We start from the raw sequence: 23,227 nt of genomic DNA, 5'->3' as shown, positions 1-23,227 counted from the left end.
ACGCCGAACCCGACGCCTCGGCCGACGACCGGTCGGCACTCGACGGACCGGGCCGGCCTGACAGCCCCGAAGCCGGCGGCTCGGCCTGACCGGACGGCCAGTCGGCGGAGCCGGCGCGGGCCGCGAGCGAAGAGCCGAACGACTCCGGCTGGGTGGGCAACCAGCCGGGGTCGGACGGCCCGGCTTGGGCGGCAAGCGCGGAGCCGGACTGCTCGGCGAGAGCGGAGGGCCAGGCGCCTGCGGCGGAAAGCCCGGAACCGGACGTCTCCGACTGGGTGGAGGACCACCCCGGGCCGGACGGATCGCTCTGGGCGGAGAACGCCGACGGCCGACGGGAGCCGGCCGGTGCCGCGAGCGCGGAGCCGGCTGGGTCCGGCTGGGTGGACCAGGATGACTCGGCGTGGGTGGACCAGCCGGCGGTGGACGGGTCGGGCGGGCCCGCGGGTGGGAGTGGGCCGGGGCGTAGGCCGGCCGGGCCGATCGGCTCGGGGGGTGGGGTGCCTCGCAGGTCGTCGTGCTGGCTCAGGGAGGCCACGGTCATGCCGCTCAGGCGGGGCTCGTCATCCCGGCCGGGGTCGGTGGCGGGGGCCGGGTTCTCGACCGGGGGCAGGTCGAACGACAGGCCGGTCGGCACCGGCGGCTTGTAGCGGGGTGGCTCCGGCATCAGGGACGGCTCGGCCGGGGCGAAGGACACCTCGACCGGGCTGCTGTCCAGGTAGGGGGTGCCGGCCGACGGGCCGTTCCAGGCCGGGCCGTCGTACGTCTCGGCGGGGACATCGGGGGGCGAGCCGAACGCGAGCGGTGACGCGTACGCCTGCTCCTCCTCGTAGGCTGCGGGGCCGGGCAGGCCCTGCCGATGCACCGAGATCAGCCCGGACGCCTCGGCCAGGCCGGCTGCCTCGAGTACCTCGGCGGCGGAGCGGCCGGCGGGGCACGGCAGCGGCTCGCCGCAGACGGGGCACTCGGTCATGCCCTCGCTGGGTCCGGCGCCGCCGGCGTGCGTCGCGAGCATCTCTCGTGCGGTCTGCGCGAGGACGCTCTCCGGATCGACGAAGGTCTCTGTCGGTGCCACTGTCCCTGACCCCTTCCCCGCGCGCGACCGCACGGTTCCGAGTCAAGTTCACCTTTTCCTTGCGGTGATTCGCGCCTTTTTCCGCATTTCAGAGGAAGAGAAAGAAGAGCCAAGATTCACTCACGGTACGGAATCAGTTGCTCTCCGTACGATATTAAGACATCCAGGAGGTGATCCCCCATGGACGAGGTCGAGCTGTACCGAGAGCAGATCCTCCGGCACGTCAGCCCCGTCATCACCGGCCGGTTCGCCGGTTACCAGGCCGCCTACACCCGTGAGGTGAAGGTCGGCCAGCCGCTACTGATCGTCGTCTACGTCACCGCCGCCGTCGTCCAGTTGATCGGCTCGCTGCTGCGCATGCGGGCCACCCGCCGCAGTTTCAAGGAGTTGAAGAAGGGGCCCGAGTTTCTCGTGACACCGGTGCGGGTGCGCGACGACCTGGGCCAGACCTACGAGGTCGAGATGCACGGTCACCTGCCCCAGTCCGCGCTGCACCGGGGTGACCTGATCCAGCTCAGGACGGTTCCGCAGAAGGATCATCGGCTGCCGGTGCGGCTGGTGCAGGTGGTCAATCTGACCACCATGCAGCCGCTCACTCCGCGCATCCCGACGATGTGGTCGCACCTCGGCCCGGCATTGCTGCTGCAGGCGATGCTCGGCGCCGCCCTGGCGATCGTGGTTGCCGCGGTCTGGCTGGCCTGACCGCCCGCGATCACCGCCGGCCGAGCGGCACCGCCGCCGTCATCGAGCCGCCGGGTCCCGCTTTCCGGACACCGAAACGCCTGATCGAAATCGGCCACCGCGTCGAAGGCAGCGTCGCCTCCGGCGCGGCTCTCGGTGTTTACGGCCTGTCGCCGTTGCTCACTCTCCGCTGTCCTGCCGTCCTGGCCACGAGGTGGCGTGATGACGCCGCCACCACACGGCGTGCGGGCCGGTCGGCTCGGCCACCGGACCCCGGGCCGGTTTGAGATCAATTTGCGCAGGGTACCGGCGCGACGCCTGGCGCAGACCGATGAGGTATGCGAGTTTTAAATTACTCGAGATAGGCGGTGTGCCGATGGGCGAGGAAGTCGAACAGACCAACTTCACCCGGGAAGATCGGGCCCGGTACCGGCACAAGATCCGTCGAAGCCTGGACGTGTTCGCGGCGATGCTGCGCGAGTCGCGTTTCGAGTTCGAGCGGCCGCTGACCGGCATGGAGATCGAGCTCAACCTCATCGATGAGAACGCCGACCCGGCGATGCGTAACGCCGAGGTTCTGGGCGCCATCGCCGACCCCGACTTCCAGACCGAGCTCGGTCAGTTCAACATCGAGATAAACGTTCCGCCGCGCCGCCTGGCCGGCGACGAGAACGCCGACCTCGAGCGGACGCTGCGGGCCAGCCTGAACAGCGCGGAGAAACATTCCCGTACGGTCGGCGCGCACACCGTGATGATCGGCATCCTGCCGACGCTGCGCCGCGAGCACATGACGCTCGACGCGTTGAGCGCCAATCCGCGCTACAAGCTGCTCAACGAGCAGATCTTCTCGGCCCGCGGCGAGGACCTGGACATCCGGATCGACGGCGTGGACCGGCTGGCCGTCACCACCGACACCATCGCCCCCGAGTCGGCCTGCACCAGCACCCAGTTCCACCTGCAGGTCAGCCCGGCGCAGTTCGCGGCGTACTGGAACGCGGCCCAGGTGATCGCCGGCATCCAAGTGGCGCTCGGCGCCAACTCGCCGCTGCTGTTCGGCCGGGAGCTGTGGCGGGAGACCCGCATCCCGCTCTTCGAGCAGGCCACCGACACCCGCTCGGAGGAGATCCGGGCGCAGGGGGTGCGGCCCCGGGTGTGGTTCGGCGAGCGCTGGATCACCAGCGTGTTCGACCTGTTCGAGGAGAACGTCCGCTACTTCCCGGCGCTGCTGCCGATCTGCGACGAGGCCGACCCGGGCGAGATCCTGGAGCGCGGCGAGGTACCCGAGCTGAGCGAGCTGCGGCTGCACAACGGCACGATCTACCGGTGGAACCGGCCGATCTACGCGGTGGTGCGCGGCCGCCCCCACCTGCGGGTGGAGAACCGCGTGCTGCCGGCCGGGCCGACGGTGCTCGACACCCTGGCCAACGCGGGCTTCTACTACGGACTGATCCGCACCCTGGCCGAGGCCGAGCGGCCACTGTGGACGCAGATGAGCTTCAGCGCGGCCGAGGAGAACTTCCACGCCTGTGCCCGGCACGGCATCGACGCCAGCGTGTTCTGGCCCGGCCTCGGCTACATCGCGGTCACCGAGCTGGTGCTGCGCCGGCTGCTGCCGCTGGCCGCCCAGGGTCTGGACCGCTGGGGTGTCTCCCCGGGCGAACGCGACCGCCTCCTCGGCATCATCGAGCAGCGCTGCCTGACCCATCGGAACGGTGCCGCCTGGCAGGTTCAGACTTTGCATGCGCTGGAGGCCGAGGGGCACGACCGGCAGGACGCACTGCACGAGATGCTCCGGCAGTACCTTCCACTGATGCACGAGAACCGGCCGGTGCACGAGTGGCCGTACCCGTCGGCCTGATCTTCTCGCCGGGCCGGAAGGCCCGGCGAAGGAGGTTCGGTCGCGCATGGCGCGGCTTGCGGTCCGGCCGATCGCGTACGGCGAGGCGGCCGGCGACGGGCACGGCTGCCTTCTCGCGTACGCCGATGACCAGCACCACACCGAACGCGACCATGATCGCCGACACCAGGCCGAGCCGAGCCGCGTCGGTGCCGGTGGTGGGCAGCGCACCGTCGCTCGCGGCGACGAGGGCCACCGGCACGTCCACGGTGTTGTTCGCGGTCCCCCCGTCCTCATCGTCGGCGGCGACGGCGACCTCCATGATGGCGAAACCGTCCTGCGCGTCGTCATCGAGGGCGAGGGTCAGCCGCAGAACGCCGCCGGCGCCGGCGACCAGGTCCAGCGCGGCGCACGTGACCGTGCCGGCACCGGCCGTCGGCGACTTCGCGCACTCCGCCCGGACCGCGCCCGCCGTGTCGGCCCCCTCCGCACCGGCCTCGCCCTGCGCAGAGGCATCGCCTTGCGCACCAGCCTCGCCCTGCGAGCCGGCATCGCCGTGCGCAGCGGCATCGCCCTCAGCCGCCGAGGAGCTGGCCGGCACGAGCTCCGCCTGCGCGAGCAGGAGCCCGGGCGGTAGTCCGACCGCGAAGCGCACGTCGCCGGCCTTGTCCGAACCGTCGTTGGCGTAGGAGATCAGCACCACCGGCTGGTTTCCGGTGACGACCGGGACGACCGTGCCGTCGTAGGACATCCGCAGGTCCACGCCGAACGGCCCGACCGTGAGATCGGGGATGGCCACGTCGGCATCGCCGCCGCAGACGTCGTCGAAGTCCGGCGTGCCGGTGCTCAGCGCCTCGTCCAGGCACCCGCCGGTGAGCACGGCGCCCGGCTCGAGATCGTCGCCGACCACCAGCGGCAGGGTCATCCGGACCGACGAGATCGCCGGCACCGAGATCGCGCAGGACGCGATCCGGCCGGTGGCGTCCTCCGTACAGAAGGACGGCAGTGACTCGTAGGTCAGGCCGGTCGGCAGCAGCACGGTCACCGGGTATCGGTCGGCCTCGCCCGGCCCCGCGTTGGTCAGGACGATCGGCAGGTTCGTGGTGGCGCCGGGCGCCGGGGACGTGTTCGACACCGCGCTGACCGCGACACTCATCGAGAACGTAGCCGCCGCGGTGCTGACCAGCAGACCGTCGGCGAGCACCTGATCCGTAGCGTCGGCGGCGGGCGCCAGCGTGATCCCGGTGACCTGCCAGCTTGTGCCGGCGGTGGTCGACGCGGAAACGCTGACCGGGAGCCGCAGCGTGCGGGCCGTGCCGGCGACCAGCGCCACGCCGGTGCAGACGACGCTCGTGGCACCGATCGTGCACGCGTCGGAGCCGAGGGCGGCCTGGCCCAGGGTGAGACCGGCCGGCAGCGCGTCGATCGGCACGGTCAGTACGAGGTCGTCGTAGTCGGCCGTGGCCAGCAGGGTGACGGTCGCCGTGCCGGACTGCCCCGGCTCGATGACGGCACCGCCGACCGTGACGGTGACCGCGTCCGCGAGAGAACCGGCCGCGGTGGCCGGGACGGACCCGAACGACAGGAACAGGGCCAGTAGTACCGCCGCCATGGCCGGAACGGCGAACCTCCGGTCGCGAGCGGCCCGATAGGTAACCACGCCTCGTATTCAAGTTCACCCCACGCCGGAAATCTGCTTTTCTGCGATGTCCCCGGCATTTAGGAAACCTTCACGTGAAAGCAGATTGATGATCATCATCACCCGCGTAGGTTCGGCCGCGAACCTACGAAGGGACTACGCATGTCGATACGTGCCCTGCTGGCCGTAGCGCTCGCGCTCACCGCCGGCGCCGCCGCGCCCGCGCCGGCCGTGCCGCTGGTCGACGACCCGGCGAGCTATGTGGACCCGTTCATCGGGACCACCCGCGGCGGCAACACCTGGCCGGGCGCCACCCGGCCGTTCGGGATGATCGCCTGGAGCCCCACCGGCACCAGCGGCGACCAGACGAACGCACCCGCCGCGAACGGCTACGAATACAACACCACCAAACTGCGTGGCTTCAGCCTCACCCATGTCAACGGGGCCGGTTGCGCACCCGGCGCCGCCGGGGACATTCCGATCCTTCCGTACGCCGGTGAAGTCGACTCCTCCCCCACGGCCGACACCAAGGACGCGAAATTCGTCGGCACCTACAGTCACGCCAACGAGTCCGCGACACCCGGGCGGTATGCCGTCACCCTCGACTCGGGCGTGCGCAGCGACCTCGCCGTCACCACCCGGGCCGGCATCGCCGACTTCACCTTCCCGGCCGGGGCCGCCGCGAACCTGCTGTTCCGCACGTCCAACTCGCTCAACGGCAGCGAGGACGCCTCGATCAGCATCGACCCGGCGACCCGGACGGTCAGCGGCTCGGTGCTCACCGGCGGGTTCTGCGGGCGGCGCGGCAACGGCGGCGGGGCGACCAACCCGAACCGGCGCTCCTACTACCGGCTGTACTTCAGCGCCGTCTTCGACCGGGACTTCGCTTCGACCGGGACCTGGCAGAACAGCACGCTCACCCCGGGCGGCACGACGACCACCGGCGGGGAGGGATATCTGACCGGTGCGGACCGGGCCGGGCGCGGATCGGGCGGCTGGGTCGGGTTCTCGGATACCCGAGTAGGAATGCGCGTCGGTATCTCGTACACAAGCCTCGGCGCAGCCGCCGCCAACCGCGACGGAGAGATCCCGGCGCAAGCGACGCCGGCCTCGATCGCGGCGCAGGCGCGCGAAGCCTGGAACACCGAACTCGCCCGGATCGGCGTCGGTGGCGGGACTCCCGCGCGGACGACCGCGTTCTACACCTCCGTCTACCACAGCCTCATGCAACCGCAGACGCTCAGTGACCTCGACGGTCGTTACCTGGGGGCGGATCAGCAGGTGCACACGATCCGGGCCGGGCAGAGGGCCGCCTACGGCACGTTCTCCGGCTGGGATCAGTATCGGGCGCAGATCCAGTTGCTCGGGCTGCTGCGCCCGGACGTCGCCGGGGACATGGCAACGTCCATGCTGGACTTCGCGGCGCAGAACAACGGGATCTGGGACCGGTGGCTGCACCTCGGCGCGCCGACCCACGTGATGACCGGCGACCCGGCGGCGCCGACTCTGGCCACCTGGTACGCGATGGGAGCCCGATTCGATTCCTTGGCGGCTCTCGACTCGCTGGTGCGGCAGGCGACCGTGCAGAACCCGGACGCGCTCTCCGACGCCGGCTGCCCCGGGCAGTGCACCGGGCAGCGGCCGACGCTGAACACCTACCTGGCGCTGCACTACGCGGCGAACGACATCTGCCACTGCTGGGGCGGCGCGGCCGAGACCCTGGAGAACTCGCTCGCCGACTTCTCGCTCGCAATGTGGGCACAGCGGGCCGGCCGCAACGACCAGTACCGGCAGCTGCTCCCCCGCGGCGACTACTGGAAGAACACGTTCAACACCGCGGTCGGCTACCAGGCCGCCCGGAAAGCCGACGGCAGCTGGCAGACCGGGTTCACGCCCGCCACCGACGCCGGCTTCGCCCAGGGATCCAGCGCCACCTACACCTGGATGGTGCCGCAGGACGTGTCCGGGCTCGCCACCCTGATGGGCGGGCGGCCGGCCGCCGCCGCGCGGCTCGACGGGTTCTTCCACGACGAGAACGGGAACTGGGCGGTGCTCGGCGGGAACGCCCTGCGCTACGACCCGACCAACGAGCCGGGCATCCATGCGCCGTGGCTCTACAACGGACTCGGGCAGCCGTGGAAGACGCAGGAGACGGTGCGGCAGATCGTCGACACCGCCTACGGCGTCGGGCCGTCCGGGCTGCCCGGCAACGACGACCTCGGCACGATGAGCGCCTGGTACGTCTTCGCCGCGATGGGGTTCTTCCCGCAGGTGCCGGGGCGGGCCGAGATGCTGCTCGGGTCACCGGTCTTCACCCGGGTGGTGCTCACCCGCAGCAACGGGGTGCGGCTGACCGTCAAGGCGTCATCCACCGACACATACGTGCAGAGGGTGACCTACAACGGGTCGGCGCTCGGCCGGTCATGGCTGCCGGAGTCGTTCGTGCAGCGCGGCGGCACCGTGTCGTTCACCCTCGGCACGGCCGCCAACCAGAGCTGGGCCACGGCGGGGCTGCCCGTCGACCACTGATGTCCGGGGTCCTCACCGCGGTTTGCGGAACTCCCTCACCGCGGTGAGGATCGCCCCACCGGCAGCGAAGGCGAGGGCCACGGAAATCAGCCCCAACAGCCAGGCGATCAGTGAATCCTCGCCGAAACGACCCTCGGCCCACTTGCCCGCGGCGAGGGTGCCGACCGCGGTCAGCAACAAGAAGACGACAGCCGCCACCGCCGCCCCGCGGCCGATCGGCTCGCCCTCCGCAGCCTTCTCCCCCGGCGGGGCTTGGTCGAGTGCCACCCGGAGCCGGTCGAGCTCGGCCGGAGTGCCGATCCCGGCGCGCTCCTCCGGGTTCGCCCGATAGTGGTCGACGACCGCCGCGAGAAATTGCACGTCGGTGGCCTCGACCAGCAGCTGCCGCCGGTTGACCGACCAGCCACCGACGACCCGGACCAGGTCGGGTCGGTCGTAGGTCAGAACCACGCCCCCGCCGCGCTCGGGTTCGGCCGGTTCCGCGGCGAGAGCCTCCCACGGCACGATGACAACGCCCGCGAACTTCTCCGCACGGATCCCGTCGGCGTTGATGACGACCCCCAGGCCCCGCCACATCGCCCGCGGGTAGCACGCGAACAACCCGGCGGCCACGAGGACCGCGCCTTTGTCCCTCAGCCCGCCGGCCCAGAGCTCGGCCGGGTAGAGCAGGAGGATGCTGAACGCGGCCAGATGAGCGACCGCGGCGAGGGTGTGGACGACGGTCCGATGCGTGCCGAACGACCGATCAGCCTCCGACACCAGCAACACCGCGGGCGGGTGCCGCACCGTCGGCGAGAAGAACAGGGAAAGCAGGAGTACCAGGATCACCCCGGTGAGCACCCCGAGCCCGGCCGCCGGTCGCGATCGGTCGACGCCGAACAGCACCGCCAGGACCACGGCCGCCACCAGCGCCACGCCGCCGAGGAGCACCTGCCGGTTGTACCGGCCCGCCGCCACCGCCCACCGCAAGATCACGACGGGAGTGTAGAAGCCACCGCCACGACCACCCCCGCGAACACCCGTTTCGGCAGGACAAGCACGGCTCCGGACCCGGCCGCGGCGAGCGCCGCCGCCTCCGCGACGCCGGGGGTTCCCACGGCCGCGGCGACCCTTTCGCTGGCATTGGGTACGGCCTGAGCCGCCAGTTGCGCCGCCGCGAACGACACAAGCTCCCAGCCGTACGCGACGGCAACCGCCCGCACACCGTCCTCGGCCGACCGCCGATCAAGAGTGGCCAGCACCCGCACGTCCCCCGGCCCCGCACCGACTTCGGAAAGCGCCGACAGCACCGCCGCCACGAGAACTTCCGCCGACCGACCGGCCCGCGCCCCCAGCCCCACCACGAGGCCCCGAGACCCAGTCACCCCACCGTCCTCCACCCCAGCCCCCCACCGCAGCCGATGGCCCCACCACCCAGCCGCTCGACGCCACCGCGGCCACGCCCCGGCCCGGCGCCCTCCTCAGACCGCGGACGCCGCCGCTACCACGTTCCGGGCCAGCGACGGCGTTCCGGCCCAGTGCAGGTGCAGGTAAGAGGCGTGCACGGCGGGGGTGGCGAAGCCCTCCGGGTCGCTGCCGCGCCACTGCCACGCCCCGCCGGCGGCCGGCGAGAGCAGCAGGCCCGAACGGGGGTGGACGGTGGTGCGGTGGAACTCGTGGCCGGTCACCCGGGTGCCCGCCGGGGCGAGCGGGCTGTCGGCCAGCGCGACCGCGTCACGGTAACCCAAGGTCAGCGTCGGGGTCATCGCGGCGTCGGCGTCGAGGACACCGCACATCGGAGCGTCGTCGAGGGTGCGGCACAGCCAGAGCAGGCCCGCGCACTCGGCCACGATCGGTCCGCCCTCGGCGGCCAGGGCGGCCACGGCTCGGCGGAGGGGTTCGTTGGCGGAGAGCTCCGCCGCGTACACCTCAGGGAAGCCGCCGCCGACCACCAGACCGCGCGCCCCCGCCGGAAGCTTTTCGTCGCGCAGCGGATCGACCGTCACGACGTCGGCGCCCGCCGCCGTCAGCAGCTCGGGCGTCTCCGCGTAGGAGAAGGAGAACGCCGGGCCACCGGCGATCGCGATGACCGGCCGAGCGCTTGCGGCGCCGGACGCTTCCACCTGATCATGCGGGCCGGGTCGGATCGCCGACGACGGGCTCCACGGCTCGACCTGCAGGGGCGGGGCGGAGTAGGCGATCGCCTCCACCTCCTCCAGATCCACCGCGGCGGCGACCAGAGCCGCCAGGGCGTCCACCGAGGCCCGGGCTTCGGCTCGGCGTTCGGCGGCCGGGACCAGGCCCAGGTGGCGGGACGGGGCGGCCACCGCGTCGGCTCGGCGCAGGGCGCCCAGGACGGGGGTGCCGACCTCCTCGCAGGCCTCTCGCAGGATGGACTCGTGCCGGTCGGAGCCGACCCGGTTGAGGATCACGCCGGCCAGCCGGACGCTGCCGAAGCTGCGGAAACCGTGCACCAGCGCCGCGATCGAGCGGCCCTGGGCGGCCGCGTCGACCACCAGGATCACCGGTGCCTCCAGCAGCGCGGCCACCTGGGCGGTCGAGCCGGTGTCGCCGGCGCCGGTGCGGCCGTCGTAGAGGCCCATCACGCCCTCGACGATCGCCAGCTTCGCGTCCTGGGCGCCGTGTGCGAACAGTGGCGCGATCAGGTTCTCGCCGACCAGGACCGGGTCCAGGTTGCGGCCGGGGCGGCCGGCGGCCAGGGCGTGGTAGCCGGGGTCGATGTAGTCGGGGCCGACCTTGAACGGTGCTACGGGCACGCCGCGCCGGGCAAACGCCGCCAGCAGGCCGGTAGCCACCGTTGTCTTGCCGTGGCCGGAGGCGGGGGCGCCGATCACGACCCGGGGGATTCTCACCACTCGATGCCCTGCTGTCCCTTGCGGCCGGCGTCCATCGGATGCTTGACCTTCGTCATCTCGGTGACCAGGTCGGCGGCTTCCAGCAGGGCCGGTGCCGCGTCCCGGCCGGTGATCACCACGTGCTGGACGCCGGGGCGGGCGGCCAGTGTGGCGACGACGTCGTCGACGTCGACCCAGCCCCACTTCATGGGGTAGGTGAACTCGTCCAGCACCAGGAATTTGTACGTCTCGGCGGCCAGGTCACGCTTGATCTGCGCCCAGCCCTCGGCGGCCTCGGCGGCGTGGTCGCGCTCGGTGCCGGCCCGCTGGATCCAGGACCAGCCCTCGCCCATCTTGTGCCAGGTGACGTTGCCGAGGGACTTGAGGGCCTGCTCCTCGCCGACCTTCCACTTCTCCGACTTCACGAACTGGAACACGCCGATCGGCCAGCCCGCGCTCCACGCCCGCAGCGCCATCCCGAACGCCGCCGTCGATTTACCCTTGCCGTGCCCGGTGTGCACGGCGAGCACGGCCTGCCGCCGCCGCTGCCGGGTGGTGAGGCCGTCGTCCGGCACCACGCTGACTTTGCCCTGCGGCATCAGGCAACCCTCCGGGGTGCGGCGCCGGCGCCGGCTTCGAGCTGGTCGAGGGGCATCAGGTCGGCGTCGAGGGCGGCGGCCAGGCGGCCGGCCAGTCCCAGCCGGACCGGCCCGGACTCGCAGTCGACGACCACCGCGGCGACGCCGGCCAGGGCGGGCGCGACGGTCACCGGGTCGGGTCCGCTGGTGGCGCGGCCGTCGGTGACGACGATCAGCAGGGGGCGGCGGCGCGGATCGCGGCGCCGCTCGGTGGCGATGGTCGCGGCGGCGGCGCGGAGGCCGGCCGCGAGGGGCGTACGCCCGCCGGTCCGCAGCGACGCGAGCCGCAACACTCCCACCTCGTGGCTGGAGGTCGGCGGCAGCACCTGCTCGGCCTCGTGCCCCCGGAAGGTGATCATGCCGATCCGGTCGCGCCGCTGGTAGGCGTCCCGCAGCAGCGACAGCACGGCGGTCTTCACCACGGTCATCCGGCGGCGGGCGGCCATCGATCCGGAGGCGTCCACCACGAACAGGACCAGGTTGGACTCCCGCCCGACGTGCACGGCCTCGCGCAGGTCACGCGGCCGCACGACGCGGTCGCCGCGGTGCAGCGCGGCCCGCAGGGTGGCGGGCAGGTGGGGCGCGCCGGCCAGCTTGCCGACCGGCACCCGGGATCCGATCACCCGCCCCCGGCGGGCGATCGACGGCGAGCGGCGTCCGGAATGACCGCCGGTTCCGCGAGAAGAAATTCGGAGCGTACGGGTCCGATAGGCGTTCCCGGCCGCAGCCGCCGACCCCGTAACCGACTTTTCGGATTTGTCGCCCGGGTCGGAGTCGCTGCCAGTCTGCTCCGGACCGGAGTCGCTCCGGCCACGCGGGCCGGAGTCGCCCGGGCCGCTGTCACGCTGCTCGGTGGCCGCCCCGGGAGGGGGTCCACCGGCCGGCGGCCCGTCGGGGTCCGGTGGCGGCGGCGGTCCCCCGCCGGGGCCGCCGTCGGGCTCGGGATCGTCATCACCGTCCTGCTCCGACTCCGTGGCCGCCTGCTCGAGCGCGTCGTCAAGACGTTCCTCGTCGGTGCCGGGCGGGTCGAGCGGGTCCTTCCGGCGCCGGTGCGGGAGCGCCAGCCGCGCCGCATCCCGTACGTCATCGGCGGTGACCACGTCCCGGCCGTTCCAGGCGGCGAGGGCCACCGCGCAGCGGGCCACCACGATGTCGGCGCGCATCCCGTCGACGCCGTAGGCCAGGCAGACCCGGGCGATCCGGTCGAGCTCGTGGTCGGGCAGGACCACCCGGGGCAGCCGGGCCCGCGCGGCGACGATCTGTCCGGCGATCTCCGACTCGTCGTCGGCGAAGCGCGCCGCGAACACGTCCGGATCGGCCTCGTAGGCGAGCCGCCGCCGGACGACCTCGGCCCGCTCCTTCGCCTCGCGGGGTGCCGCCACGGTGACGACCAGCCCGAACCGGTCGACGAGCTGCGGCCGGGGCTCGCCCTCCTCCGGGTTCATGGTGCCGACCAGCAGGAACCGGGCCGCGTGCTTGACCGACACCCCGTCCCGCTCGACGTGCGCGCGTCCCATCGCGGCCGCGTCCAGCAGCAGGTCGACGAGGTGGTCGGGGAGCAGGTTCACTTCGTCGACGTACAGAACTCCGCGATGGGCCGCGGCGAGCAGCCCCGGCTCGTACGCCTTGACGCCGTCGGCCAGCGCACGCTGAATGTCCAGAGTGCCCACGACGCGGTCCTCGGTGGCTCCCACCGGGAGCTCGACGAGCGCCGACGGGCGCGAGAGCGCCGGCGAGTCGGCGGGGTGCGGCCCGTCGGGGCACTGCGGGTCGGGGGCCGCCGGGTCGCAGGCGAAGCGGCAGCCGCGCACGACCGAGACCGGCGGCAGCAGCGCGGCCAGGGCGCGGACGACGGTGCTCTTCGCGGTGCCCTTCTCGCCTCGCACCAGCACTCCGCCGACGTGCGGCGAGACGGCGGTCAACAGCAGTGCGAGCCTCAGGTCGGTCAGTCCGACCACGGCCGAGAACGGGTACGGCGTCACGAAAGTCCCTCCTGCGCGGGTGTCCACGCCCACGCGACCGGTGTCACGAGCGGCCGGAGTCTCCTGGCTCCCGGATCACCACGAGCCCGCGCGCCTTCCGGCCGTCGCCGGCCGTGGCACAACACCGCGAGTCGCTTCCCGGTCACAGTGGCGGGACCGTCCCGGATTTTCACCGGGTTCCTCCGCTACCGCTCGGCTGTCACTCTTTCTCACCGCCGTGCGTGGCGTCAACGCGGCCGCCGGTGACGGGAATCGCAGGCGTCGGCGGCGGGGCGAGCCGGTCGAGTTCCTTGACGGTGTCGATCATCGCGAGGGCGGACTGTTCGATGAGGGGCCGCAGCCGCCGGTAGAGGTCGGCGTTCTTCGGGTCGGGCACGGTCGGTTCGCCGATTCCGATGAGCGCGGCGGCGTGGTCGAGGTCGGGCAGTTCGCCCACCGCGTGCCAGCCGAGCAGGCAGGCACCGAGCGCGGTGCCCTCGGGGGTGTCGGCCACCGCGACCGGCAGGTCGAGGGCGGCCGCGAGCACTCCCACCCACAGTTCGGAGGCGACCGCACCGCCGGTGGCGCGCACCTCGCTCACGGCGAACCCCTCCGTCGCGAACGAGTCCCGCACCAGGGCCAACTGCTGGCAAACCCCTTCAACCGCGGAGCGTACGAGGTGAGCCCGCCCGTGTTCGCGACGCAGCCCGAGGTAGGCGCCGCGTAGCCCGGACCGCCACCAGGGTGCCCGCTCGCCGAGCAGGTAGGGCAGGCAGAGCAGCCCGTCGCTGCCGGGTGGCGCGCTCTGTGCCTCCATGAGCAGGGCGGCGTCGAGTTCGTCGGCGTCCTCCCCCTCGGCACCGGGTCGTTCGAACCCGGCCGCGAAGCTCTGCCCGGCCCAGCGCACCACCGAGCCGGCGTTGTTGACGGCCCCGCCGATCACCCACCGGTCCTCGGTGAGCGCGTAGCAGAACAGCCGGCCGTCGGCGTCGGCGGTCGGCCGGTCGACGACCGTACGCAAGGCTCCGCTGGTGCCGAGAGAAATGGCCGCGACCCCGGCCGGGGTGGCCCCGACGCCCAGGTTGGCGAGCGGGCCGTCGGCGGCCCCGATGATCAGCGGGAGCCCGTCGGGCAGACCGGCGAGACCCTTCTTGAGCCGCAGCACCGTGGTGGTCGGCACCACCTCGGCGAGCTGCCCGACCCGGGCCCCGGCGATCTCGAGCGCCTCCGGGTCCCAGCGCCGGGCGTGGATGTCGTAGAGGCCGGTGCCGGAGGCGACCGACAGGTCGAGCAGGAACGGTTCGTCGGTGAGCGCGGAGAGGATCAGTTCCTTCACGCCGCCCCAGCGCGGGGTGTCCCGCAGTAGGTCCGGGTCGTTGTCGCGCCACCAGGCCAGCTTGGTGAGCGGCGACATCGGGTGCACCGGGGTGCCGGTGCGGGCCTGCAGCGACTTGGCCTGGCCCGCTTCGAGGATGCGGTCGCACTGCTCGCCGGAGCGGGCGTCGGCCCAGGTGACCAGCGGTCCGAGCGGGTTTCCGGCGGTGTCCATCGGCACCAGGGCGTGCAGGAACGCGCTGAGGCTGACCGCGACGACCCGGTCGCCGTTGTCCCGGCAGGCGGCGGCCACGTCGGTGAGCGCCTTGACGGCGGCGTCGCGCAGGTGCGCCGGGTCGAGCTCGGCCCGCCCGGCGGCCGGCACGGCCAGCGGGTAATGCACCGAAACGTGCGCGCGCAGCTTGCCGTCGAGCCCGGCGGCGATCCCTTTGGTGGCGGTGGTCCCGGTGTCGATCCCGATCACGACGTCCGTCATGTCCTCAACCTATCCGCCGCGCATGCTCCCGAAACGGCGCACTGTTCAGGCGACCGCCGTCAGGCGGCCGCGGTCGCTCGCCGGAACGAGGCCTCGAAGTCGGCGGCCGGCATCGGGCGGCCGAAGAGATAACCCTGGGCGAGCCGGTAGCCGGCGCTGCGCAGACGGTCGGCCTGGGCGCTGGTCTCCACGCCCTCGGCGACCGCGTCGATGCCGAAGTCGTCGGTGAAGCCGATCAGGTTGCGGACCACGATCGCGCCGGCGTGCTCGGCGGCCTCGCCGCTGACGAAGGACTTGTCCACCTTCAGAACGTCCACCGGCAGGTCCAGCAGCAGGCTCAGCGACGAGTGGCCGGTGCCGAAGTCGTCCAGGGCCACCCGCAGGCCGAGCGCGCGGAGGGCATCCAGCCGGGTGAGCGCGTCCCCGGTGTCGAGCACCGCGGTCTCGGTCACCTCGATCATCAGGTGGGCCGGATCGGCGCCGGTGCGGTCGAGGATGTCCCGGACCGTCGCGACGAAGGCCGGGTCGGCGAGCTGGCGGGCCGACACGTTCACGCTGATCTTCTCGGGGGCGGCGGTGCCGAAGCGGCGGTCCCAGTCGGCGGACCGGAGGCAGGCCTGTTCGAACACCCACCGGCCCAGCTCGATGATGGTGCCGGTGCGCTCCGCGACCGGGATGAAGACGTCCGGCGGGATCAGCCCCTGCTCGGGGTGGCGCCAGCGCATCAGCATCTCGGCGCCGACCGCGGTGCCGGTGTTCAGGTCGACGATCGGCTGGAACAGCACGAAGATCTGGTCACGGAGCAGGGCCTGGCTCAGCTCGGCGGCCATCCGGGCGGCCTCGTCGGCGGCCCGGTCCATGCCCGGGTCGAACCAGTGCCACTGGTTGCCGCCGGCCGCCTTCGCCGCGTACATCGCCACGTCCGCACGGCGCAGCAGCTCGGCCGGGTCGTCGCCGGCCCGGCTGCGGGTGATGCCGGCGCTGACGCCGGTGACCATCAGGTTCCCGGCCAGGTCGACCGGTTCGCCGACCGCGGCGACCAGGCGATCGAGCAGCGCCTCGACGTCCGGCCCGGCCGGCAGGAGCACGGCGAACTCGTCCCCGCCGAGCCGGCCCACGGTGCCGTCGTCGCCTACCAGGGCGGTGAGCCGGCGGCTGGTCTCGACGATCAGCCGGTCGCCGACCTGGTGACCGAGCCGGTCGTTGACGGTCTTGAAGTCGTCCAGGTCGAACAGGAGCACCTGCATCGGCTCGCCGTCCGCCAGCAGTTCCCGGGTGCGCTGTTCGAGGAGGGCCCGGTTCGCGACCCCGGTGAGGCTGTCGTGGGTGGCCTGGCGGGTGAGTTCCGCCTGGTGGCTCTCGACCGTCGCCATCAGGCGGTTGTTGTCGCGCAGCGCGATGATCTGCCGGCTCATCACCAGCACGGTCAGCGCGACCACGACGACCTGCATCGCCCTGGTCTCGCCGGGGGTCCGGGCGCTGGTGGTCAGCAGGAGGCCGTCGGTGACCGCGACCGCGAGGTAGGGGACGACGCTGATCCGCCGGTGGACGCCGCGGTCGCGGGGCGCGCGGTTGCCGGCCCGGGCCTGGCTGACCGCGGCGAGCTGGATGGCGAACGCGGCCACCGGCACCGAGATGAGGCTGCTGGACAGGTACGGCTTGTCGATCAGGAACGGCGACATCCCGCCGAACGACGCGGCGACAGCGGCGCCGACCGCCAGAATGTACGTGGCGCGCCGGTCCAGCCGGCCGGCCCCGGCGAACGCGACCTTCATGAAGGTGACCATCGACAGGGCGGTCAGCAGGGCGATGGCCAGCATCGCGCCGGCCGAGCCGGTCTGCTTGACCCAGACCTGGTGGTCGCGGAGCGAGAACCGCCAGACGAACGCGGCCACGGTGATCAGCACGACGCAGGCGTCGACGCCGAAGCGGAGCCAGTCGCTGCGGCTGCGCTGCCACGACGGCAGTCGCAGCAGCGCCCACATCACCAGGACGAGTACGCCGAGATAGAAGACCAGGGCGGCCGGGCCGACCCGCTGGGAGGGTTCCGGGCCGCCCACCGCGTCGGCGGCGTTGGCGATGATGCCCGCGGTGAACAGGGCGCAGGCGATCGTCAGGTGCCGCCAGAAGCGGCGGGTGCTCGGGTCCAGGCCGGCCCGGCGGGTGGCGGCCCAGCAGGCGTACCCGGCGAGGACCGAGGTGACCGGCAGCGGCAGCCACCCGATCACCGGGTGTGCCCACTCGTGGAAGAAGCCGGCCACCAGCCAGGCACCACTGAGCGAGACCGCGATCGCGGAGACGAGGAGCGGCACCATGTGTCCACCGTCGGCCGATCGATCCCGAACCTGAGGGAAGCGGCCGGGCCGCTCAGCTTTCCTCGGCACCTGCCGAAGCGACACATGATCGACAGATCGCAGGGAGGTGCCGCCGGATGCAACCGGAGCAGCCGCCGTCGCCATGGGCGCCGCCGGGACACCCGCAGTACCTCCAGCCCCCACCCGAACACTTCCAGGCCACGCCCGGCCCGGGGCCCGGCTGGGGATACCCGCCCGGCCCCGCGCCGTGGCCGATACCGCCGGTCTACGGCCCGCCACCCCGTCGCGGCCCGAACAAGCTACTGATCATCGGCCTGGTCGCGGCCGTGGTCGTGGCGCTCGGGGCCGGCGCGACCGCGGTCAACGCGTACGCCCGGCATTCGGTCTGTTCGACGATGGCCGACAACTCCACCCTCGGCGGTTCCTCGACGTCGGCGTCCGACGGCCGGGTCACCCAGGCGGAGCTGGACGGGATGCACGGCGAGGCCGACGACCTGCGCGGCCGCGCCCGGATGCTGGTGTTCGACCGCGACCTGCGCTCCGCGGTGAACGGCCTGGCCGACGACGTCGACAACATCGCCAACCTGCTCGGCTCGTCCGGAAGCGCCGAGAACGCCGTGCTGGGCGGCGGCTTCGCCGAGCTGCTGATGGTCGCCGCCTCGGTGAACGGCCACGCCCGCCAGGCCCAGCGCGCCTGCGGCCTGCCGGCCACCGGCCTGCTGAACAATTGAGGGCATGCGGGTTCTGATCATCACGTCCGGTTCGATGGGTGACGTCGCGCCCTACACCGGCCTGGCCGCCCGGCTCCGCGAGGCCGGCCACGCGGTCACGATCGCCACCCACGAGCCGTTCCGGGCCGTGATCGAAGCGCTCGGCCTGGGCTTCCTCCCGATCCCCGGCGACCTGCGCACCACCCTCGAGCTCGCCGTCGAGGGCGGCGGCCCGCGAGCCCTCGCCCGGATGTACACGCTGGCCCGTCCCCTCGTCGCGCAGCTGGCAGCCGGGGTGCTGGCCGCCGTGCAGGCGAACAAACCCGACGCGATCCTGCTCTCCACGCTGGTCGCGCCGCTCGGCCATCAGGTGGCCGAGGCCTTCGGCGTACGGCGGGCGGCGGTCTTCCTCCAGCCGGTGCACCCGTCGCGGGAGTTCGGCCCGGTGCTGACCGGCGGCCGATCCTTCGGCCCGCTGGGCAACCTGGCGATGGGCGCCCTGACGTTCCGGGCGGTGGAGTCGCTCTACGCCACGACGATCCGCGACCTGCGCCACGAGCTGGGTCTTCCCCGCCGGTCCCTGCGGGTGCTGCGCCGGGAGCAGGAGTTCAGCGAACCCACGTTTCACGGCTTCAGCCCGGCGGTGGTGCCCCGCCCCCGGGACTGGCACCCCGCACTGCGGGTGACCGGCTACTGGTGGCCGGCCCCCACCCCGCCGTCGCCCACCCCGCCACCCGAGGGACTCGAGGCCTTCCTGGCGGACGGGAAGCCGGTTTTCATCGGCTTCGGCAGCATGGCCCCCGGCCGCGGCGCGGAACTCGCCGAGATCGTGGTGACCGCGGTCCGCCGGGCGGGTGTTCGGGCCGTGCTCCAGGCGGGCTGGTCGGGCCTGGCCGCCGACGGCGGCGGCGACGACCTACTGAGCATCGGCGCGGTGCCGCACGAGTGGCTGTTCCCGCGGGTCGCGGCGGTCGTGCACCACTGCGGCGCCGGCACCACCGCGGCCGGCCTGCGCGCCGGAGTGCCGGCGATCGCGGTTCCCCGGCTGGCCGACCAGCCGTTCTGGGCCCGCCGGCTGCACCGGCTGGGCGCGGCCCCACCACCGATTCCCCTGGAGGTGGGCGCGCTGACCGCCGCGCTGCGCGAGGTCACCACCAACCCGCACTACGCCGCGCGCGCCCAGGCCCTCTCCGCCCGCCTGCGCGCGGAGGACGGCGCCGCGCCGGTAGTCGACTGGCTGGGTTGACGGGCCGCGCCGGATATCGGCAAACCGACACGAGGCACCCATGGTGGCGCGGATGCGCTTCGATGAACGACGCCAACTCAGTCGGGGGTGGACGGATGACCACGGGGATCAGGGCGTCGTGGCGGGAGACCTATCTGGGCGGCTCGCCGGAGGCCGAACGGCGCGAGTTCGAGCGCATGGCCGTGAAGATCATGCAGACGCAGGCGAAGAACCGGAAGGCGGCCGGCGGGCCGGTCGTGGCCGGGTTCCAGGCCAAGGTCACGACCTGCTGATGACCAGCGCCCCGGTGGCGCACGCCCGCGACGCCCGCCAGTTCACCGAGTTTGCGCTGGCCACAGCGGGCGGCGGCGTGGGCCGCTACCTGGGGCTGGTCCGGCTGATGTTCGTGCTCGGGCCGGCCGAGACCCGGAGAATGGTGCGAAATGTCCAGGCAGGAAGAAGGCCGCGAGCGTGGCCACCGAGACGTACTGGAGCCGCACCCCGATCACCTGGGGCGAGGAGATCGCGCTGCAGTACCTTCTGCGGCCCCTGGACGCGACGAAGGGCGCGAATCCGCCGGCCGGGGACCGACTTCCTCGGCCACGAGATGCGGCAGCGGCTGGCCGGCGGGAAAGTCACCTTCGAGTTGTGCGTGCAACGGTTCCGCGACCCCCGAGCGACCCCGATCGAGGACGCGGCCGTCGACTGGCGATCGCCGTCGGCGCCGCCCGAGCCGATCGCGGTGCTGACCATCCACTCCGGCTCCGAGGACTCGGCCGAGGCCCGAAAGCTGCGCCTCAACCCGTGGAACACCACCGCGGAATTCCGCCCGCTGGGCAAAACCTCAACCGGGTTCGCAAGGCCGCCTACGACGCCAGCTCGGCGCACCGCAACCGGGAGCGCTGGATCACCGACGTCCCGCTGCGCAACCGGATAGCGAGCGCCGCCATGCGCGGCATCTTCGGCACGGTCAACCGGTTCCGGCCCCTGGTACCAGTTGCCGACCGCGCTGTCCCTGCTCAACCTGGCCGCGCTGCGGGACGTGCTGCGCCGGGACAACCTGATCGACACCGAGGTGCGGGAGGCCCCGCCCCAGGTCCGCCCGGTCCCGGAGCCGGCCGGGAACCGGGATTTCCGGACGCCCGACGGCACCGGGAACGACCTGTCCGAGCCGTCGATGGGTGCCGTAGGGGCCGCCTTCGGCCGCAACGTGCCGGGCATTCGGAACAGCGACGAGCCCAACCCGGTGACGGTCAGCCGGCAGCTGCTGCACCGGGACACCTTCAAGCCGGCGACGACGCTGAACATCCTGGCCGCCGCGTGGATCCAGTTCCAGGTGCACGACTGGGTGGTGCACGCCCGGCATCCACTCGGCGTGGACGACGTGCGGGTGCCGCTGCCACCGGACGTGCCGGGCTGGCGCAACACCCCGGGCGGCCCGCTCGAGCCGGAGATGCGGATCGGCGGCAACATCAGCAAGGGCGTCGGCGCGGACGGCCACGAGCTGCTCTTCGGCAACGTCGCCTCGCACTGGTGGGACGGCTCCGAGGTGTACGGCACCGATAGCGCGAACACCCTCCGGGACGGCGCCGCACTGCGGCTGACGCCGGACGGCTATCTGCCGGTCGACGTGCACGGTTCGGAGATCACCGGCTTCAACGAGGCGTGGTGGCTCGGGCTCGGCACCATGCACACGTTGTTCGCGCGGGAGCACAACGCCCTCTGCGTCGAGCTGCGCGACCGCAACTCGCAGTGGGACGACGAGCGGATCTACCAGACCGCCCGACTGATCGTGGCCGCGCTGATCGCCAAGATTCACACCGTGGAGTGGACGCCGGCCATCCTCGCCACCGAGGTGCTCGACCGCGGGATGCACGTCAACTGGTACGGCGTGCCGGCCAAGGACTGGCTGAGCCGGATCGGGCTGTGGCTGACCGACGCGAACGCCCTGCACGGCATCCCGAAGACGACGCCCGACCACCACGGTGCGCCGTACTCGCTGACCGAGGACTTCGTCACCGTCTACCGCATGCACCCGCTGATCCCGGACGACTACACGTTCCAGGACGCGGCCACCGGCGCGCACCTGCGCAGCGACACGTTCCTGGATCTGCAGGGCGAGAAGGCCGACGACGTGCTGCGGGAGATCGGCCTGACCAACGCGCTCTACTCGTTCGGCACCGCCCACCCGGGTGCGATCACCCTGCGCAACTACCCGAAGGCGCTGCTCAACCTGGAACGCGAGGGCGAGATCGTCGACCTGTCGGTGGTCGACCTGGTGCGCACCCGCGCCCGGGGCGTCCCCCGCTACAACGACTTCCGCGCGGCGCTGCACATGCCCCGCATCGAGCGCTGGGAGGACCTCAGTCAAGATCCGGAGACGGTACGCCGCCTGCGCACCGTCTACCGCGGCATCGACGAGGTGGACACGATGGTGGGCCTGTTCGCCGAGACCCCGCCGGCCGGTTTCGGCTTCTCCGACACGGCGTTCCGGGTGTTCATCCTGATGGCGTCGCGGCGGCTGCAGAGCGGCCGCTTCCTGACCCGACTACCGCCCCGAGATCTACACCCAGTTCGGCCTCGACTGGATCGCCGAGACCACGATGACCGCCCTGATCCACCGCCACTGCCCCGAACTGGCCGCCCACCTGCCGGCCGGGGCCAACGCGTTCGCACCCTGGGTCAGGAAGTAGCGAGCCGCGACCCCATCGCCTCGGCCAGTGCCTGCACGCCACGCAACGGCCGGACCATCACCATGAAATCGTCGATCCGCCCATCGGCATCGACGTGGATGAAATCGCAGCCGGTCAGCTGCTTGTCGCCGATCCGCGCCTCGAACACCAGCGCGTGATCGGCGGCCCCATCGGCGCCGATCTCCCGCACATAGCGGAAATCCTCGAACACGGTGAGCACGGTCCGCAGAATCGTCGCGACCGCCGCCCGCCCCGCATACGGCTTGAAGGCGACCGGGCTGTGGAAAACGACGTCGTCGGCGAGAAGCCCGACCGCGGCTTCGATGTCACCGGCTTCGATCGCGGCACGAAAAGGATGCGTCACGGGAAGCATTCTAAAGAAGATCATTCAAAGGTACGCGCCACCCGCTCCCCAACCGCACCATCGCCGTCCCGCCGAGGCGGCGGCCTGGCTGCAACACCGGGCCGTCGCGAGCTTCCGGCCCGGAGCGACCCCTCAGCGGGTCACCAGGTCGGAGACGGTGACCGCCGACAGCCCTCGTCGGCTGAGGATCCCGAGCAGCTCGTCGGTCGTCTCGACGACGCCGCGCCGGCGCGGTGTTCCCTCGTGCAGCACGACGATCGAGCCCGGCCGGACGCCCACCGCCAGGTCCGGGGCGATCCGCGCGTCGGCCGGTCCGTCCCGGTTGGCGGCCACCAGCGTGCCCAGCACGGCCCGCAGGTCCTGCTCGGCCGCCGAGCGCAGCATCCGCGGCGTGAACACCCCTGACCCGGGCCGGAACCACTTCACCGGGCCGTAGGGCGCCAGCAGCTCAGTGACCTCGGCCAGGTCCCGGCGGAACCGCGCGTCGGGAATCAGGGCCGAACGCTCGTCGCGCATCAGGTGGTTGGCGATCTCGTGGCCGGCCGCGGTGATCGCCGCAACCAGCTCCGGATGGGCCCGCACCCGCTCCCCGATCAGGAAGAACGTGGCTTTCGCGGCATGCCGTCCGAGCACCTCGAGCAGGCCGGGCGTGGTCTCCGGCCCGGGACCGTCGTCGAACGTCAGCGCGAAGACCGGCTCGCCGGTGTCCACATACCACAGCACGTCGGCCGGGATCAGGCGCGACACCGCGCGGACGGCCGGTTCCCGCCACTTCAGCAGGGCCCCGACCGCATGTCGCAGTACAGCCGGTGTCGAGTCCATGAACTGAGCGTATGCCGGAGCCGTCCGACCGGCCGCCGACGTCCCGGCCGGAAGCCCGCGACGGCCCGGTGTCGCACCCAGGCCGCCGCCTCGGCGG

16 protein-coding genes, 1 pseudogene and 1 riboswitch are annotated in these 23,227 nt (G+C 72.4%); of the genes and pseudogenes, 7 read left to right on the top strand and 10 right to left on the bottom strand.

Translation table 11 applies throughout. The features are described from left to right. Positions 1-1,072 (bottom strand): hypothetical protein (locus tag Ato02nite_RS20995; RefSeq protein WP_213008295.1); only part of this gene is annotated, 1,072 nt, incomplete at its 3' end. A gap of 180 nt (positions 1,073-1,252) precedes the next feature. On the opposite strand from Ato02nite_RS20995, the gene Ato02nite_RS20990 reads away from it, so the two are divergent. The 3 genes from Ato02nite_RS20990 to Ato02nite_RS20980 all read left to right on the top strand — a co-directional run bounded on the left by Ato02nite_RS20990 (position 1,253) and on the right by Ato02nite_RS20980 (position 7,758). Continuing rightward, entirely contained in the window at positions 1,253-1,774 is a 522-nt protein-coding gene (locus tag Ato02nite_RS20990; RefSeq protein ID WP_213008294.1) for a hypothetical protein, read from the top strand. Positions 1,775-2,129: 355 nt separating this feature from the next. Continuing rightward, positions 2,130-3,611 carry a glutamate-cysteine ligase family protein gene (locus tag Ato02nite_RS20985; RefSeq protein WP_213008293.1) on the top strand — a complete coding sequence of 494 codons (1,482 nt, stop codon included), beginning with the start codon at positions 2,130-2,132 and terminating at the stop codon, positions 3,609-3,611. A gap of 1,780 nt (positions 3,612-5,391) precedes the next feature. Further along, entirely contained in the window at positions 5,392-7,758 is a 2,367-nt protein-coding gene (locus Ato02nite_RS20980) for a GH92 family glycosyl hydrolase (RefSeq protein ID WP_213008292.1), read from the top strand. A gap of 12 nt (positions 7,759-7,770) precedes the next feature. Here the strand turns inward: Ato02nite_RS20980 and Ato02nite_RS20975 are convergent, their stop codons facing one another. From Ato02nite_RS20975 to Ato02nite_RS20945, 7 genes are all read right to left on the bottom strand, one after another. Then, positions 7,771-8,733 (bottom strand): hypothetical protein, encoded by a 963-nt coding sequence (locus Ato02nite_RS20975; RefSeq protein ID WP_213008291.1) that lies wholly within the window; start codon positions 8,731-8,733, stop codon positions 7,771-7,773. Further along, positions 8,730-9,122, bottom strand: a complete 393-nt coding sequence (locus Ato02nite_RS20970) for a cobalamin biosynthesis protein (RefSeq protein ID WP_213008290.1) — start codon at positions 9,120-9,122, stop codon at positions 8,730-8,732. Before Ato02nite_RS20970 ends, Ato02nite_RS20975 begins: the two co-directional genes overlap by 4 nt. A gap of 96 nt (positions 9,123-9,218) precedes the next feature. After that, positions 9,219-10,613, bottom strand: coding sequence for a cobyrinic acid a,c-diamide synthase CobB (locus Ato02nite_RS20965; protein ID WP_213008289.1), 1,395 nt, complete (start codon positions 10,611-10,613; stop codon positions 9,219-9,221). Next, on the bottom strand, positions 10,607-11,191 hold the full coding sequence (gene cobO, locus Ato02nite_RS20960; protein ID WP_213008288.1) for a cob(I)yrinic acid a,c-diamide adenosyltransferase: 585 nt from the start codon (positions 11,189-11,191) through the stop codon (positions 10,607-10,609). The genes Ato02nite_RS20965 and cobO overlap by 7 nt, the downstream gene beginning before the upstream one ends. Next, on the bottom strand, positions 11,191-13,212 hold the full coding sequence (locus Ato02nite_RS20955) for a VWA domain-containing protein (protein ID WP_213008287.1): 2,022 nt from the start codon (positions 13,210-13,212) through the stop codon (positions 11,191-11,193). The genes cobO and Ato02nite_RS20955 overlap by 1 nt, the downstream gene beginning before the upstream one ends. 56 nt (positions 13,213-13,268) lie before the next feature. After that, positions 13,269-13,395: riboswitch (cobalamin riboswitch) on the bottom strand. 16 nt (positions 13,396-13,411) lie between these two features. Continuing rightward, positions 13,412-15,001, bottom strand: coding sequence for a gluconokinase (locus Ato02nite_RS20950; protein ID WP_213008286.1), 1,590 nt, complete (start codon positions 14,999-15,001; stop codon positions 13,412-13,414). Between the two features lie 59 nt (positions 15,002-15,060). After that, positions 15,061-17,316, bottom strand: coding sequence for a putative bifunctional diguanylate cyclase/phosphodiesterase (locus Ato02nite_RS20945; protein ID WP_213008285.1), 2,256 nt, complete (start codon positions 17,314-17,316; stop codon positions 15,061-15,063). A 116-nt stretch (positions 17,317-17,432) separates the two neighbouring features. Here Ato02nite_RS20945 and Ato02nite_RS20940 point away from each other — a divergent pair, with 116 nt between their 5' ends. From Ato02nite_RS20940 to Ato02nite_RS51735, 4 genes and pseudogenes are all read left to right on the top strand, one after another. Continuing rightward, a complete protein-coding gene (locus Ato02nite_RS20940) occupies positions 17,433-18,047 on the top strand; it encodes a hypothetical protein (protein ID WP_213008284.1) in 615 nt (204 codons plus the stop codon). Between the two features lie 4 nt (positions 18,048-18,051). Next, positions 18,052-19,272, top strand: a complete 1,221-nt coding sequence (locus Ato02nite_RS20935) for a glycosyltransferase (RefSeq protein ID WP_213008283.1) — start codon at positions 18,052-18,054, stop codon at positions 19,270-19,272. Between the two features lie 95 nt (positions 19,273-19,367). Beyond that, positions 19,368-19,544, top strand: a complete 177-nt coding sequence (locus Ato02nite_RS20930) for a hypothetical protein (RefSeq protein ID WP_213008282.1) — start codon at positions 19,368-19,370, stop codon at positions 19,542-19,544. A gap of 884 nt (positions 19,545-20,428) precedes the next feature. Further along, positions 20,429-21,733, top strand: a pseudogene (locus Ato02nite_RS51735) (peroxidase family protein); the annotation flags it as partial. 200 nt (positions 21,734-21,933) lie between these two features. On the opposite strand, the gene Ato02nite_RS20925 reads toward Ato02nite_RS51735, so the two are convergent. Together Ato02nite_RS20925 and Ato02nite_RS20920 are read right to left on the bottom strand one after the other, a co-directional pair. Next, complete coding sequence (locus tag Ato02nite_RS20925; protein WP_246607269.1) at positions 21,934-22,308, bottom strand: nuclear transport factor 2 family protein; 375 nt, start codon at positions 22,306-22,308, stop codon at positions 21,934-21,936. A 132-nt stretch (positions 22,309-22,440) separates the two neighbouring features. Next, positions 22,441-23,130, bottom strand: a complete 690-nt coding sequence (locus Ato02nite_RS20920; protein WP_213008280.1) for a polysaccharide deacetylase family protein — start codon at positions 23,128-23,130, stop codon at positions 22,441-22,443. Positions 23,131-23,227 lie beyond the last annotated feature (97 nt).

This window comes from Paractinoplanes toevensis, from assembly GCF_018332695.1.
In the GTDB taxonomy this organism is placed as follows: domain Bacteria; phylum Actinomycetota; class Actinomycetes; order Mycobacteriales; family Micromonosporaceae; genus Actinoplanes; species Actinoplanes toevensis.
The sequence above is the reverse complement of the archived record's forward strand: the minus strand, read 5'-3'. Positions and strand labels throughout refer to the sequence as shown.

Coding starts and splice junctions, on each gene's coding strand:
- cobO (WP_213008288.1), bottom strand. CDS start 11,191: ATGCCGCAGGGCAAAGTCAGCGTGGTGCCGGACGACGGCCTCACCACC.
- Ato02nite_RS20950 (WP_213008286.1), bottom strand. CDS start 15,001: ATGACGGACGTCGTGATCGGGATCGACACCGGGACCACCGCCACCAAA.
- Ato02nite_RS20930 (WP_213008282.1), top strand. CDS start 19,368: ATGACCACGGGGATCAGGGCGTCGTGGCGGGAGACCTATCTGGGCGGC.
- Ato02nite_RS20935 (WP_213008283.1), top strand. CDS start 18,052: ATGCGGGTTCTGATCATCACGTCCGGTTCGATGGGTGACGTCGCGCCC.
- Ato02nite_RS20990 (WP_213008294.1), top strand. CDS start 1,253: ATGGACGAGGTCGAGCTGTACCGAGAGCAGATCCTCCGGCACGTCAGC.
- Ato02nite_RS20945 (WP_213008285.1), bottom strand. CDS start 17,316: ATGGTGCCGCTCCTCGTCTCCGCGATCGCGGTCTCGCTCAGTGGTGCC.
- Ato02nite_RS20940 (WP_213008284.1), top strand. CDS start 17,433: ATGCAACCGGAGCAGCCGCCGTCGCCATGGGCGCCGCCGGGACACCCG.
- Ato02nite_RS20985 (WP_213008293.1), top strand. CDS start 2,130: ATGGGCGAGGAAGTCGAACAGACCAACTTCACCCGGGAAGATCGGGCC.
- Ato02nite_RS20980 (WP_213008292.1), top strand. CDS start 5,392: ATGTCGATACGTGCCCTGCTGGCCGTAGCGCTCGCGCTCACCGCCGGC.
- Ato02nite_RS20920 (WP_213008280.1), bottom strand. CDS start 23,130: ATGGACTCGACACCGGCTGTACTGCGACATGCGGTCGGGGCCCTGCTG.